The following is a 14,832-nucleotide window of genomic DNA, read 5'->3' on the forward strand; positions in this document are numbered from 1 at the left end:
CGTGCCAGAAATCTGTGTGAATTGCTTGAAAATGCGCTGATTTTGCTTGCGAGATAACTTACTTGTCCACGTCGATAAAGCGAACGCGGCTACTTTCTCGATAGAGTGGATTCATGAACCGACCGATCCCGTCTGCCCCAAAGCGCACTCCATTGACTGCGTCAATGGCTCGCGCGCAGGCAACTGGCGGTCATACAAGCTTGCCAACAGTGGAAGAAGTCTCTTCCGGCGGCATCGTCATCGACTTCAATGCCCCGCAGCTTCCGGTAGCGATTATCGCCCGGTACAACCGCGGCGGCCGCCTGGAATGGTGCCTGCCCAAAGGGCATCCCGAGGGCGTGGAATCCAATGAGGAAGCGGCGATCCGCGAAATCGAGGAGGAAACCGGCATCGCCGGCCGCATCCTCGCGCCGCTGGGTTCGGTCGACTACTGGTTCACCGTGACAAACTACCGAGTGCACAAAACCGTGCACCATTTCCTGCTGGAAGCTACCGGCGGGCATTTGACGATCGAGAACGATCCCGATCACGAAGCCGTCGATGTTGCCTGGGTCCCCCTGGATTCCCTCGGCAAACGCCTGTCCTTCCCCAATGAGCGCCGGATCGCTGATCTGGCACGCGAGGTTCTAACAAAGCATGACTCAGGTTCCTAATTCATCTGCCGGCTCCGATCAGCAGCCAATGACCGGGGCCATGGACTTAGTCGCCGAACCTCCTGTGGAGCTGCATCATCAGCAAGGCAGGTCCCGCTCCAAGATTTATGCCCTGATGGCCTCGGGCACCCTCGTATCGCGACTGCTCGGATTCGTCCGCACCGCGCTGCTGGCCATGGCCATCGGCTCGGTCACCTCGGTGGCCGACATCTTTGAAAAAGCCAACGTCATCCCGACGATCATCTACATGCTGCTGGCCGGCGGCGTGTTCAACGTGGTGCTCATTCCCCAGCTGATCAAGGCCTCCAAGGCCAAGGACCGAGGGGCTTCCTACACCTCGAAGCTGATCTCGCTGACCGTGGTGGTGATGGGCATCCTGACCCTGATCCTCACCCTGGGCGCGCGGCCGCTGATCACGGCGCTGACCAATAACTGGTCTGAACCGATGATCGTGCTCGGCACCGCTTTCGCCTACTGGTCGCTGCCGCAGATCTTCTTCTACGGGCTCTACGCGGTGCTCGGCCAGGTGTTGAATGCCAACGGCCGATTCGCCGCCTTCATGTGGGCCCCGGCGATCAACAACATCATCCAGCTGGTGGTTATTGGCGCGTTCATCGTGACCTTCGGTGCCTATACCTCGGGCGATCCGATGCAGGACTGGAGCTCGCTGAAAACCATGTGGCTGGCCGGCGGAGCCACCCTGGGCATCGTGATGCAGTCCCTGGTGCTGTTCTGGCCGCTGAAGAAGGTCGGGCTCAAGCTCACCCTCGACTTCGGCTGGCGCGGCATGGGCCTGCGCCACGTGGGCAAGCTGGCGATCTGGACCCTGGCCGCCATGGTCATCGGCAACCTCTCCTCGCTGCTGTACTCCAAGATCGTCTCCGGGGCGACCGCAGCACGCGCCCAGATGCCAGCCGAGCAGGCCGCCTCGGTGGCCGGCGAATACGCGCTGAACACTTCGCAGCTGATCACCGTCCTGCCGCACTCCCTGTTCGCCTTGACGGTGGCCACGGTGCTGTTCAACGACTTCGCCCGGGCCTTCGCCGAGAAGCGCGTCAACGATGTCGGCCAGCTGCTGAACCGCGGCATGCGATCCACCGCGATCCCGATCGTATTCTGCACCATCGTATTCATCGTGCTCGCCGGACCTTTGGGCCGCCTCTTTGCCGGTTCATCCGAAAATGCCGCACAGGCCGCCGGTGCGCTGGGCCAGCTGCTGGTGCTGACGTCTTTGGGCCTGCCATTCAAGTCCCTGCAGTTCTTCATGCTGCGCGTGTTCTACGCCGAAGAAGATACCCGCACCCCGATGCTGATCCAGACCGCCACCGCGGCCCTGGGCCTGGTCTTGGCCTTCTCCGCCGCCGCGCTGGTCGATCCGATGCACATCGCCGCGGCCATCGCCTTCATCTACGGGCTGACCAACGTGCTGGGCTGCATCGGCACCCATTACCTGGTCAAGCGCCGCTACGGCAGCTATGGCGTCACCTCGGTGATCGATACCTACGTCCGCGTGGGCTGGATGGCGACCATCGCCGGTGCCGTCGGTAGCCTCGTGCTCTGGCTGCTGGGCGGATTCAGCTTCGGCTTCGCCTACAGTTCGCTGATCAACGCCATCATTTCGATCATTCTGGTCGCCGGAACCATGGGCGTGGTCTACATCGGTTTGCTGCACAAAACCAAGGTCCCGGAGCTCGATGGCTTCCTCGGCCCGATCCTTCGTCGGATCCCAGGATTCAAGCGCTGAAAATCCTCTGAAACTTGCTAGTGATTATGGGCAAATTGGCACCATTTAGAGTTCACTGACAGGTAACATGACAGGTGGTGGTCTGAGTACTGCTACCGAAGAACAATCAACCCTTGGAGATGCACGTGTCGCAGCCAATCGATGTCGGCTCTGTCCTCAGCGGCCGCTACCAGGTCACTGAGACTGTCCTTTCATCAGCTGAAGGTGACTTGGTACTCGGCGGCATTGACCAGGTGCTGAACCGATCCGTGAGCATCATGGTGGCATCGAGCGAGAATTCCTCGCAGCTTGCAGCCAGCGCCCGTGAAATTGCCATGGGCGAGCGCGCCTCCAACGTCCAGGTCCTGGATCTGGGCATCACCGACTCCAACCAGACCTATCTGGTTGCCAACGTCGCCCGCTCCTCGGACCTCTTGGACCTCGTCCTTGAATCCGACGACGCACCCTACGTCGAGCCGTTCTTCACCGATACCCTTGGCACCGAGATCTTCGGCGAATCCCGCCAAGCCGTACCCGAAACCTACGAGTACGAGGATGAAGAGCCAGAGCACCAGCACAAGCTGGGCACCGCGTTCTCCAGCGGCCTGGCCGGCTTGAAGAACCGCTTCGGCAAGAAGAACCACGAACAGGCAGAAGGGCAGCAGTTCGACCAGACTGCCCCTAACGAGCAGGTTCCTGCCACCACCGCAACCCCCGTGACTCCTGCCGAGCAGCCGGCCACTCAAGATCAGCCAGCGGTTTCCCGCCTGGATGATGAAGATGACGAGCCAAACGTCACCGCCACCGCGGCCCTGGCAGCTGCAGCCCAGTCCAAGGGCGACACCCCAGCCAAGTCCAAGCCTGAACAGGGAGCCAAGGAACAGTCTTCCAAGGCTGAACCGAAAAAGAAGCCTGCACAAGAGGAGCAGAAGCCAGCCAAGAAGAAGGCAGGCGCTGTTGCCGCCGGCGCAGCAGCGGCTGGAGCCGGTGCGGCTGGAGCTGCTGTAGCAGCCGGTGGTGCCAAGGCCTCGACTTTCCCTGCTGCGGCCAAGAACGTCCCTGCACAGGGCGCTGCGGCCCCTGTTGTGGACAAGGAAGAGGACGAGAACACCTCGAAGGGAACCCGCCTGCTGGTCGGCGCGGTCCTGCTGATCGTTCTGGTTCTCGCCGTGGTCTTCGCGTTCAACTTCCTCGGCGGCGACAAGGACACCACCGCTGACGGTTCAGGCGAGCAGACCGAAGCTTCACAGCCTGCTGAGTCCGAGCAGGCCAAAGAATCCACCGAGCCGGCTCTGCCAAAGCCCGAAATCTCCGACGTCTCGCGTTTGGTGCCGGGCAATCAGCAGCTGAATGCCGAAACCGATGGCAACCTGTCGAACATGATCGACGGCAACGCCTCGAGCGCCTACAACACCTACACCTACACCACCAGCAACTTCGGTGGCTTCGCCTCGAACATGGTCTTCATCCTCGAGCTCGAAGACAAGTCCGCGATCTCCGAGGTCAATCTGGACGGCCTGAACGCTACTGGTGGCGACTACGAAATCCTGGTCGGTGATTCCGATGACCTGGGCGATGCCAAGTCCGTGGCCAAGGGTTCCTTCTCCGGCCCGTCGGTCTCCGTGACCGTGAAGGATGGCGACAAGGATTCGATGGAAGGCTCCTATGTCTTCCTGAACGTCACTGACCTGCCACGCAAGGCTTCGGGCGGCAACGAATCGCGCCCATACGGCCTGCAAATCGGTGAGTTCTCCGCCAAGTAATAGAAGCGGAATTTTTTAGCAAAGCCATACGTTGAGGTGGATAGTGAGGTAAAGCCTCGCTATCCACCTCGCACTATTAGGACGAAAGGGTTCTACCCCCGTGACTTCAGCACAGAACGACGAAATCCGCGACGTAATCATCGTCGGCTCCGGCCCGTCGGGTTATACCGCTGCGATTTACACCGCGCGTGCGAACCTGAAACCACTGGTCATCGCCGGTTCGGTCACCGCTGGCGGCGAACTGATGAACACCACGGATGTGGAAAACTTCCCAGGGTTCCCAGAGGGAATCATGGGCCCAGACCTGATGGACAACATGCAGAAGCAGGCCGAGCGCTTCGGCGCTGAGATCCTCTTCGATGATGTCACTGCGATGGACCTCACAGGCGAGATCAAGACCCTCTCGCTGGCCGACGGCACCACCTTCCGTGCCCGCAGCGTGATCGTCTCCACCGGCTCCGCATACCGCGAACTGGGCCTGGAAGACGAGAAGCGCCTCTCCGGCCACGGCGTCTCCTGGTGCGCAACCTGCGATGGTTTCTTCTTCCGCGAGCAGAACATTGCCGTGATCGGCGGTGGCGACTCCGCTATGGAGGAAGCACTGTTCCTGACCAAGTTCGCTTCCAAAGTCACCGTGGTGCACCGCCGCAGCGAGCTTCGTGCATCGAAGATCATGGCCGACCGCGCCCTGGCTCACGAGAAGATCGACTTCGTGTGGGACTCCGAGGTAGTCGGCATCAACGGCGAGGACAAGGTTCAGAGCATCGCCCTGAAGAACCTCGTCAACGGCGAAGAGAGCACCTTGGATGTGACCGGCATCTTCGTAGCCATCGGTAATGATCCACGTGTAGATCTCGTCAAGGATCAGCTTGAACTGACTTCCGAAGGCACCATTGCCGTCGAAGGACGTACTTCGAAGACTTCGCTGCCCGGCGTATTCGCCGCCGGCGACGTCATCGATTCCACCTACCGCCAGGCAATCACCGCAGCCGCTTCGGGCTGCGCCGCTGCACAGGATGTGGAGCACTACCTGGCTAACGTCAACGAATCCGTAACAACCGTCTAATTAGATTTCTCAGAAAGGGGTTGTCTCTCATGAGCAACGCAAAAGCAGTAACTGAAGCAACCTTCCAGAGCGAAGTTCTGGATGCCGAAAAGCCAGTCATCGTCGATTTCTGGGCAGAGTGGTGCGGTCCTTGCCGTCAGCTTGGTCCAGTTCTGGATCAGATCGCTGAAGAGCACGCTGCCAAGGTAGACGTCGTCAAGGTCAACGTTGACGAGAACCAGGGCATCGCCGCCAAGTACGGCATCACCAGCATCCCAGCTGTTTACGTCTTCAAGGGTGGCGAGCACGTTGCCACTTCGATCGGTGCCAAGCCAAAGGCTGTCATCGAGAAGGACTTCGCAGATTACCTGTAAGTCTTAATACAGAAGCGAAAACGGGACCGGCCACTGGCCGGTCCCGTTTTTCTAACCCTGGAAGCATTCCCAAACCCTACCTGGGGTCAGGGTATCGGTGAGGGTACATCCAGAGGTTTCCTGACGAAGGAATTCACATTTGAAAACTATTTAACTTGTTTTCGTATTTTCATCAGTATTGTACTCATACACACTGCCCTCATTTCCTGGAATTGCCAGCACCTCTCTCGTGAAAGCCAATTCCGCACCCGCCAAATCATATTTCTAATCGGGATGGGTTTATTTTCGCCCCGCTAGGCGTTGTCGAGCTGATGGCTGAGAGCATTGGGGACGCAGATGACACCAGCGGGGTTCGCCACGAAATCTTCCCCCGCACTCGCGATCTTGTCACTAGGCAATCGAGCACTTACGGTTCTCATTCATTTGCAATCATCTAGAGCCGGCAACCGACTATGTTTTCTCGCTCCACCCTTGCTCTTTCGAAATCGCCTCTCGTACCTGTTGTCGTTTCAGTCGATACGTGTCCCGGTTACTGAGGATCTTGCGTGCTCACGAACCAGACACGCTAGCCATGCGAAGTCTCGGGGACCATCTGAATCTCAACAGTCGTTTCCACATTTCACAGATTTGGCTCGTAGGCGCCACCGATTGCAAATTACATTCCCACCAGCTCTTCCCCGATTGCCCGCTAAGCACACGACACCGTCACCGAGAATGTTCAGCCTTACCGAGCACACCTATGATGGCTGATCCGCTCCAGCCTGAGCAGCACAGACGGATAGTCGATGTTGAGATGCGAATCCGTTCGTGGACAGTGCATACCAACGTCGACGATTCCCAGCGGTTGGTTGATGCTGACTTAAGGAATCTATTCTGCCCAGCACCGCGGACTGAGGATTCCGGCGCAAGATTCTTTGTGGTTTGTTCATTCCTCTCTCCGTACTGGAGGGCCAATACATTTTGAACCACTTCGAACCTACGACTAGGTCGACCTCCCATATGCAGGCCGCAAATCCGTGCTGGTTGTCCGGATCTTAAGCACTTCCAATAACCCATTCGGGAGAATCATTCCGGGAGTGGCAGCGGTCTGGGTCGGCTTCAATCATCGCGCGAATCAGCTGACAGCCTACGCAACCTTGTGGGTCCATCCACCTGCATGTCTCACGAGGGATTGTCCTCTTGAGGCTGAGGCGACTGCCTCGTATTGCCATATAGTTGTCCAAGACTGTTCTATTACGCGCCACACTTTATGTGCCGTCTCTTGCCCAGCGACACAGCCCTACGCCCGCCTACAGGGCTTCAGAGTGGCCTGGCCACGCCCTCAGAGGGCTACAGGAGGCTCTCGGGGTGCTGAGCCGCCTCCGAGAGCGCCCTTGAGACCCTGTGGGATCTCATGGCGCCTCAGATGTCCCTAAGCGCTCCTTATAGCTTCAGGGGCGTTACATCGCCTCGAAGATCCACGTTCAGGGTCAAGTTTGGTTGCTCGTCCCGAGAGTAGCATCGCTGCCCGGGCTACCTATCTGTAGACGCTTATATTCATGGGACTATATTGCCGCTGACTTCCATATGACCACTATGGCGGCTAGTTCCGGATGCTGTAGCAGCGAGTACTGTACCGAACTACCGCTGTTGCCTTAATATAGATGCGACTTCGCGGACTTCCTGCCAATCGCAGCGTTTTAGCCTCTCTTGAACTATGTGAGAGTTACAGCGCCTGCATGGCGGCTGTGGCGGGATCACTCCCCCGCTGAACCCGATGGCACAACACTCTAATTGCTGACGCCTTTTCATTCTCGAGAAGCCTGGCTCTGGTAGCTATTATCGCCACGCGTTTCCATGTCCCAGGTGTACAGAACACATGTCATCGATGGAGCACCTTGGACACTGACGACTTTGGTGCCTCTAACGGCGTTCGGTCTATGGCTTCTTCGTAAGCTAAGCTGCCTTATCCACTGAAGCACATTTGATTCTTGACTGTAGATGCTTGTTTCACGTGAAATTATGAGTTTTCATCGCACTAACGAATAAATCTCGTCGCTCCACCCGGTAACTGTTTCACGTGAAACATGCGCAACCGCTGCAATACCGTGGTGATCATACATCGGACCAAGATATTCGTCTTAGCTCTAGGATGGCACACCTAGGTCAGGCCTCATTACGAATCAAAGAGTGCAACCCAAACCCCCTCCCCTATCGTGCCGCACCGGCCTGTTGGTCATGCGTCGCTGTCGGTGCTCTGCACGACGGGCGCAATCAACCTCAGTGAATACAGCCGGCGTCTTAGCACAAAGGTGCGATGAGACTACCACCTGAACGCCAAGCGCAGTGTTGAGGGCATCCCCGCGATCGATGGGCAGAAACTACCAGTATTTTGATGTACACGGTAAGCGGATTCAACACGACTCAATGAATGTCCTCCTGGATTGCAGGTAGAACCATCTAGTAGCCTATAGAGTTCGATAAACTAGGCCAGCTCTAAAAACATCGATATCTGAGGAGCTGAAGTCATTGGTGAGCGCTACGCCGCCACAAGGAACTCCCCGCTTCAACGAAGGCCCTCCTGTTTCCAAAATGACGCATGCCCCATCACATGAAGTAGCTGCCACAAGAAGGTAGCGACCAGGAATCCACGTAGGAGTCATAGATATCCAGACCTGGCGATGTGTACATCTCCGGCTCTCGATTATCTACATCCGCGTTTTGATACTTGAACTCGAAACCGCCGCTATTCGTTCGATGCTCTTCTGCCACTTTCAGTTGCGCCGCAATCCAGAGCTTTGATTCCTGTACTACAGGCGACTGATTAACGCCGGCGACATCTCAGATGCGCGTCCAATGCCCGAAACTGCCGACTGCCCAGCCAGCGGATATGCCTACTTCCTAATCTATCTACTTTTGTCCGTTGCCAGTCATCTGATCTAGGAACAGGTCCCGAACGTCATGTTGTGTACCAGTAGCGATTTACCGGCGTTGACTCCTCTTACCTCAGACTGCAATTTGAAAGCATCGAAGGCTGTTGACAGTCTTCAGTAGTCGCTGCTGTATCCACTCATTTCGACTCCCCTTACGCCCGTAATGCAGGGTTTCACGTGAAACATGTACCTGGGCCTTCTTTGAACCAGATGCTCTGAAGAAGATCGCGGCACCATGTGGTGGCAATCCGGGGTTCAGAACCGATTTCGATATCGGCTGCGATGTTCCTTCTGTAGACCACGCGTCAACTGACGATTACTGAGGCTCTACCCAATCTCCCAGAATCGCAGGGTTATGGGCCTACCTTGTGGTCCAGATTCATCTGTCTTGAAGCGATACCTCGACTCAGGTCAGCTACCCGACATCCGTTCCTTCGTTTGAATGGGGAACTCGCAAGTATTCGATACGCCGAAACTAATGTGGAATGCACACTCTGGTTGCACGTGAAACATCTGAGAATGCAAAAATGGCGCATGTTTCACGTGAAACATGCGCCATTTTGAAAGATCCCTTACTGCATCATATTGGGATCAATGACCTGCATGATCCTGTTGAGGTCCTCAACGGAAGCGAACTCGATGCTTACTTTGCCCTTTCGGGAACCAAGCTGAATCTTTACATTCGTATCCAAGCGATCTGCCAAAGATGTCGCCAGGAAGTCGAGTCTCTCATTTCGTTGAGTCTCTCTGGTCTTCTTTGCGGGCTTCTTCGGCTTATCGTCGCTAAGAGCTACGGCCTCTTCGGTCGCGCGTACTGAAAGTCCTTCATTAATGATTCGCTGAGCCAACTGCTCGATAGCTTCGTTATTAGACAGTCCCAACAGAGCTCGAGCGTGTCCTGCCGATAGAACACCGGCCGCGACACGACGCTGCACCAGAGGTGGGAGCTTCATGAGACGAATCGTATTCGAGATTTGAGACCTTGAACGGCCGATCCGGTCGGAAAGTACCTCTTGAGTACAGTTGAATTCTTCAAGAAGCTGCTGATAAGCGGCTGCTTCTTCGAGTGGGTTCAGCTGCGAGCGGTGCAGATTCTCAAGAAGAGCATCACGCAGAAGGTCGGTATCCTGCGTATCGCGAATGATCGCAGGGATCGTTTCGAGACCAGCGGCCTGGGTCGCGCGCCAACGACGTTCACCCATGACGAGTTCATATGGTGCATCATCGGCCTCGCGTGATGGCCGAACAACAATTGGCTGCAGCAATCCAATTTCTCGAATGGAGTGGATGAGTTCATCCATATGCTCCTGGTCGAAATTGGTACGTGGCTGCTTCCGGTTCGGATGAATCAGCTTGACGTCAAGCTCGGCGAACTGCGCACCGGGTACTTCTACCAAACCCGTTGCGTTATCAGTCTCTGAGGTAGCTTTACTGTCCTGAGGCGTTGAACTCTTGGCAGGTTTAACTGGCTCAGTCGGCTTGGTTTCTGGCTTATCCTCTACTGCAGGCTTTGAGCCAAGGGTTGTATTGAGGCCGGGCATTGTTGCTCGAGGACGCTTCGTCGACTTGCTTGTGGACGCAGCTGGCTTCGGTGCTGCGGACTTACGCCCTGGTTCGAAGAACATGTCCACAGGTCGGGCAGCTTTAGGCTTTGAGGTACTTTGCTTAACTTCTGGCTTAGCTGTTTCACGTGAAACATCGACAGTATCTTCTGCTGCCTCGGTAACCGGTGAACTCGAGATCAGAGCACCCAGCCCCCGGCCTAGCCCACGCTTCTTCTCTGCCATGTTAATTGCACGCCCTTTCGTCCGAACATTCAGCCCGAGACTAGTCTACTGTTTTAAGACATCGAACCGGGGATGCGCAGGGAAAGATAGCATCGGTGTTGCTCACCCTGAGTAAAAGTTGAATCATTCCGAATAAAACAAAGATTTCCACATGTAGAAAGTCTTTGATTCGCTGGGATTCAACAAACTGAAGCTATGCTCCGCGTTCGGCCATTTCATAGGCTGCTTCAGTGTATGAAAGAGCTCCGGTCGAGTTCGGATCATAGGTAATCACAGTCTGCTGGTAACTTGGAGCTTCAGAGATGCGTACCGATCGAGGAATGACAGCGTTGAGCACCTGCTCAGGGAAGTGCTCACGTACCTCATTTGCGACCTGGGCTGCCAGCTTGGTCCGTCCGTCGTACATCGTCAGCAGGATTGTGGAAACCGTAAGCTTTGAGTTCAGGTGCTTCTGAATCATCTCGATATTCTTCAGGAGTTGGCTCAAGCCCTCGAGGGCGTAGTACTCACACTGAATCGGAATCAGAACCTCACGGGCTGCGACAAAGGCATTGACGGTGAGAAGGCCAAGGCTTGGTGGGCAGTCGATGAAAACGTAGTCCAGACGTGGCAGACCTTCGCACTGGCGTGTACGCGCATAATCATCAAGTGCACGCTGCAGTCGCTGCTCACGAGCCACCAGAGAGACAAGTTCGATCTCGGCACCAGCCAGGTGGATGGTAGCCGGCGCAACCTGGAGCGTTGGCAGGTCTGGGCAAGTTGCAACAACATCAGACAACGGAAGATCGTTGATAAGCACGTCGTAGATGCTATCGACTTCGGAATGATGCTCAATGCCCAAAGCAGTAGATGCATTGCCCTGCGGATCAATATCGATAACCAAAACGTTCAAGCCGCCCTTGGCCAGCGCGGCTGCCAAGTTGACGGTGGTGGTCGTCTTACCGACGCCACCCTTTTGGTTTGAAATTGTGAAATAGCGGGTCTTCTCGGGAGCTGGCACCGTTCGGGCCTCCAAAGCTTCGCGACGACGATGTTCGCTAGCTATCTGCGTAGCCAGTGGCGAGGACGAGTCACTGAAGTCAAAAGCACTATCCGACGAGCTCTTAGTCTTGGACACAGGTAAAACTCCTCCTCGTGAATTAGTGAAACCCATATTGATGGCTTCACCGACAATGTTTCACGTGAAACATTCAAAACAAGTTATTAGGTTTGCCAAGCGACTTCGATCGGCAGATCTCTGCAAAATGAAGTCGCCGGCAAACCCAGAACTATTTAACAGACTATCGCGTTGTGCTAGCCAACCTTAATGCGAACCACCGTAGTAGGCTCCGCGAGGAAATCTTCACCGACAGTCAAGACTTCAGTTTCTTTGCCCCCGAGCTTGCGAATGGCCTTCGAGGCCTTGTCGATCTCTTCAGCAGCCGAACGGCCCTTGATGGCGATAAGCTCGCCCTGACCGTGCAGCAGTGGGATGGTAAGGCCAGCCAGGTTGGTCAATGCCGATACAGCGCGTGCGGTGACGTAGCGAGCATTTACGGCATCGACCATCTGCTCCGCGCGTCCGCGCATGACGGTCACGTTATCCAAGCCGAGGTCATCGATAACCTCGGAGAGCCAGATGCAGCGGCGTTCCAAGGGCTCGATAAGGGTGAGCTTCAGATCCGGACGCGCGATGGCCAGGCAGAGGCCTGGCAGGCCCGCTCCAGAGCCTACGTCGGCTACCTCGACGTCACGCTCCATGACAGACTCGATGACCGCGCAGTTGAGCACGTGACGCGACCACAAGCGTGGAACTTCACGAGGACCGAGCAGCCCGCGTTCAATGCCTGAGGTAGCCAGATGCTGAACGTAGCGCTTGGCTAGATCCAGGCGGTCACCGAAGATCTTCTCGGCGGCCAGGGTCTCTTCTGCAGTAAGGCTGAGATCCTCAGTCATGGTCTTGGTCCTTTAGGTCGATCAGCACGCGGCTGCGTATTGTTGCTTAGCTGTCCACTACCGAGATAACGATATGGCGTCGAGTTGATTCGCCTTCGGATTCCGAATGCAGTCCTGCTTCGGCGATCACGTCGTGCACGAGCTTGCGCTCGTAGGCGCTCATTGGTTCCAAATGGACTTTTTCACCGGTCTCGCGGGCACTGGCAATGGCGTCCTCGGCCAGCTTTTTGAGCTGCTCGGCACGGTCTGCGCGGTAGCCTGCGATGTCCAGGATCAAGCGTGAACGCTCACCGGTGGCAGTAAGGACTGCCAGTCGGGTCAGCTCCTGAAGCGCGTCCAGGATCTCACCGTTCTCGCCCACCAGGCTATCCAAGGAGGTGTTTTCATCCTCGGTCACGATGGAGATGTAGGTGCGTCCACCGCGGATTTCGATGTCGATGTCGCCGTCGAGATCGGCAATATCAAGAAGCTCTTCAAGGTAGTCTGCAGCGACTTCGCCCTCGTCTAGTACCTCTTGCTCATCGTCGATCTGAGCTTCAAGCTCGGGTGCGTCGATATTCTCAGTTGCAGTCATCGCTACTTCTTCTTCCGGCGGTTATTACGCTTTGGCTGTTCGCGCTGGCCCTTGGCAGCCTGCTTTGCGGCTTCTTCTGCAGCGGCAGCTGCATCTTCCTTCTTGACGCCTACAGGAGGCAGGCCCTTGGCTGCACGGCGAGCATTCAGCTCACGCTCTGCTTCCGAACCTGGGGTTGGGTTGTTGCGGATAACCCAGAATTGCTGGCCCAAAGTCCACAGGTTGGTTGCGGTCCAGTAAATCAGAACACCAACTGGGAAGTTGATGCCACCGATGCCGAAGACCAAAGGCAGGATGTACAGCATCATCTTCTGCTGCTGCATGAACGGGCCCTCGAGGGCTTCCTTGCTCATGTTCTTGGTCATCAGCTGGCGTTGGGTGAAGAACTGTGATGCAGTCATCGCCAGGATCATGACCACGGCAACGATGATGACGGCCCAATTCATTGAGCCAGAGTTAATGGTTCCGAGGAAGGTCTCGGACAGCGGAGCGCCGAAGATCTGCGCATTATCGAAGCTGCGAATGTTCTCTACGGACAACGCACCAACGGACTGGCCGTTCTCGCTGGCGTGGGATGCGTTGTTCAATACGCGGAACAGCGCAAAGAAGAACGGCATCTGGATCAGCAGCGGAAGGCATGAAGACAGAGGGTTGGTCTTATGCTTCTTGAACAGCTCCTGCTGCTCCTGAACCATAGCCTGACGCGACATCTGGTCGGTCTTGCCTTTGTACTTAGCCTGCAGCTTGCGAAGGTCGGGCTGAAGTGCCTGCATGGCGCGCTGCGACTTGATCTGCTTGACGAAGACCGGAATCAGCAGGGTACGGATCAGCAGCACAAGGAAGATGATCGACAGGGTCCAGGTAACGCCTGACCCTTCATCCATCCCAATCCGGGTGAACAGTTCGTGGAAAGCCCACAAAACCCACGACACCGCATATGTAAACGGAGTCAATATCGTGTCTAGGAAGTTGTTCATCAGTGGTCGAGCTCCTTGCGGCCGCTATCCGCGGCGTCTTCATCGTCGGGAATCACAGGATGATTCAGAACTATGATCCTCGGCAGTTTGCCTTCTGGCCAAATCCTTGGTCCCTCGGGAACATGATCGACGCCTCCGTGAGACCACGGATTGCACCGAAGGATACGCCAAGTGGTCAGTCCGGCACCCTTAATAACACCGTGCTGAGTCACTGCTTCGAGCCCATAGGCAGAACAGCTAGGAAAGTATCGGCATACATCGCCATAAAGCGGCGAGATGATTTTTCGGTAAATCTTGAGCAACCCGATAACTATGTTGCGTGGAATGTCGATGATGAACCACAAAACACCGGTCCGGGGAGCAGAGTCCTTACGCATCAGCGATCCTCGAGCTTCCGTAACGCAGCTGAAAATGATGCGTTTATCTGGGAACGAAGTTCTTCCCACGAAAGTTCCGCGGCGCCTGGAAGCGCCCGCACGACAATGTCGACATCGCCATCCACGCGCCGAAGCTCGTGGGCGATTTCTCGCATTCGTCGTTTAGCGAGGTTCCTTTTAACGGCGATACCTACAGCCTTGGAAACTATGAATCCAAACCGGTCCCCGGCAAACTCATCGGTGTGGCGACGGCGTGCATATAGCACGACGTTCCGGCGTCCGCTTCGGACGCCGGAACGTACTGTGGCTGTAAGATCCTGCGCTAGGCGCAGTCGCTGATTCTTTGGCAACATGTTTTTTGACCAGCTCTTTAGTTGAGCTCGTTGAAATCATGAAGCCAACAGCTGATTAGCAAATTTATGCTGAGAGTTCGGAACGGCCCTTGCCGCGACGTGCCGAAAGGATGGCACGACCTGCACGGGTACGCATACGAAGACGGAAACCGTGCTTCTTCGAACGACGACGGTTGTTAGGCTGAAAAGTCCGCTTGCTCACGGTGACACTCCAAGACGATCTAGATGATGCGTTCTTCCCGTTGACTAGCTAGCTCGATAACAACAGGTTGACGCTCGTACTTTTTATAATATGTGCGTTATTTGCGGGCTCTTCGAAAATGAGCAAGTCGCAAAATGAAGCACACAGGACTGAATAA

General features: G+C 56.0%; 13 protein-coding genes. 5 read left to right on the top strand and 8 right to left on the bottom strand.

Going from position 1 to position 14,832, the window contains the following annotated elements; translation table 11 throughout:
• Positions 1-113 precede the first annotated feature (113 nt).
• The 5 genes from D3791_RS08245 to trxA all read left to right on the top strand — a co-directional run bounded on the left by D3791_RS08245 (position 114) and on the right by trxA (position 5,558).
• Positions 114-653: an NUDIX domain-containing protein gene (locus tag D3791_RS08245; RefSeq protein WP_022874507.1), complete on the top strand. Its 540-nt coding sequence runs from the start codon at positions 114-116 to the stop codon at positions 651-653.
• Entirely contained in the window at positions 637-2,397 is a 1,761-nt protein-coding gene (gene murJ, locus D3791_RS08250; protein WP_246242462.1) for a murein biosynthesis integral membrane protein MurJ, read from the top strand. The genes D3791_RS08245 and murJ overlap by 17 nt, the downstream gene beginning before the upstream one ends.
• Before the next feature lie 125 nt (positions 2,398-2,522).
• Positions 2,523-4,139, top strand: a complete 1,617-nt coding sequence (locus D3791_RS08255) for a hypothetical protein (RefSeq protein ID WP_172511886.1) — start codon at positions 2,523-2,525, stop codon at positions 4,137-4,139.
• A gap of 100 nt (positions 4,140-4,239) precedes the next feature.
• Entirely contained in the window at positions 4,240-5,205 is a 966-nt protein-coding gene (trxB, locus tag D3791_RS08260) for a thioredoxin-disulfide reductase (protein ID WP_022874504.1), read from the top strand.
• Positions 5,206-5,234: 29 nt separating this feature from the next.
• Positions 5,235-5,558, top strand: a complete 324-nt coding sequence (gene trxA, locus D3791_RS08265) for a thioredoxin (protein ID WP_061955595.1) — start codon at positions 5,235-5,237, stop codon at positions 5,556-5,558.
• Positions 5,559-9,042: 3,484 nt separating this feature from the next.
• Here trxA and D3791_RS08270 read toward each other — a convergent pair.
• The 8 genes from D3791_RS08270 to rpmH form a co-directional block, all read right to left on the bottom strand.
• On the bottom strand, positions 9,043-10,257 hold the full coding sequence (locus D3791_RS08270) for a ParB/RepB/Spo0J family partition protein (RefSeq protein ID WP_172511887.1): 1,215 nt from the start codon (positions 10,255-10,257) through the stop codon (positions 9,043-9,045).
• A 193-nt stretch (positions 10,258-10,450) separates the two neighbouring features.
• Positions 10,451-11,410, bottom strand: a complete 960-nt coding sequence (locus D3791_RS08275) for a ParA family protein (protein WP_425483160.1) — start codon at positions 11,408-11,410, stop codon at positions 10,451-10,453.
• A gap of 140 nt (positions 11,411-11,550) precedes the next feature.
• Positions 11,551-12,192 (bottom strand): 16S rRNA (guanine(527)-N(7))-methyltransferase RsmG, encoded by a 642-nt coding sequence (gene rsmG / locus D3791_RS08280; RefSeq protein WP_022874500.1) that lies wholly within the window; start codon positions 12,190-12,192, stop codon positions 11,551-11,553.
• A gap of 46 nt (positions 12,193-12,238) precedes the next feature.
• A complete protein-coding gene (locus tag D3791_RS08285) occupies positions 12,239-12,766 on the bottom strand; it encodes a Jag family protein (RefSeq protein ID WP_022874499.1) in 528 nt (175 codons plus the stop codon).
• Between the two features lie 2 nt (positions 12,767-12,768).
• On the bottom strand, positions 12,769-13,743 hold the full coding sequence (gene yidC, locus D3791_RS08290) for a membrane protein insertase YidC (protein WP_022874498.1): 975 nt from the start codon (positions 13,741-13,743) through the stop codon (positions 12,769-12,771).
• Positions 13,743-14,120 (bottom strand): membrane protein insertion efficiency factor YidD, encoded by a 378-nt coding sequence (gene yidD / locus D3791_RS08295; RefSeq protein WP_022874497.1) that lies wholly within the window; start codon positions 14,118-14,120, stop codon positions 13,743-13,745. The genes yidC and yidD overlap by 1 nt, the downstream gene beginning before the upstream one ends.
• The gene (gene rnpA / locus D3791_RS08300) at positions 14,120-14,473 is read right to left on the bottom strand and encodes a ribonuclease P protein component (protein ID WP_081638040.1); all 354 of its coding nucleotides are present in this window, start codon (positions 14,471-14,473) and stop codon (positions 14,120-14,122) included. Before rnpA ends, yidD begins: the two co-directional genes overlap by 1 nt.
• A gap of 64 nt (positions 14,474-14,537) precedes the next feature.
• Positions 14,538-14,675, bottom strand: coding sequence for a 50S ribosomal protein L34 (rpmH, locus tag D3791_RS08305; RefSeq protein WP_081638039.1), 138 nt, complete (start codon positions 14,673-14,675; stop codon positions 14,538-14,540).
• Positions 14,676-14,832: the final 157 nt, after the last annotated feature.

The sequence above is a fragment of the Glutamicibacter mishrai genome (genome assembly GCF_012221945.1).
GTDB classification, from domain to species: domain Bacteria; phylum Actinomycetota; class Actinomycetes; order Actinomycetales; family Micrococcaceae; genus Glutamicibacter; species Glutamicibacter mishrai.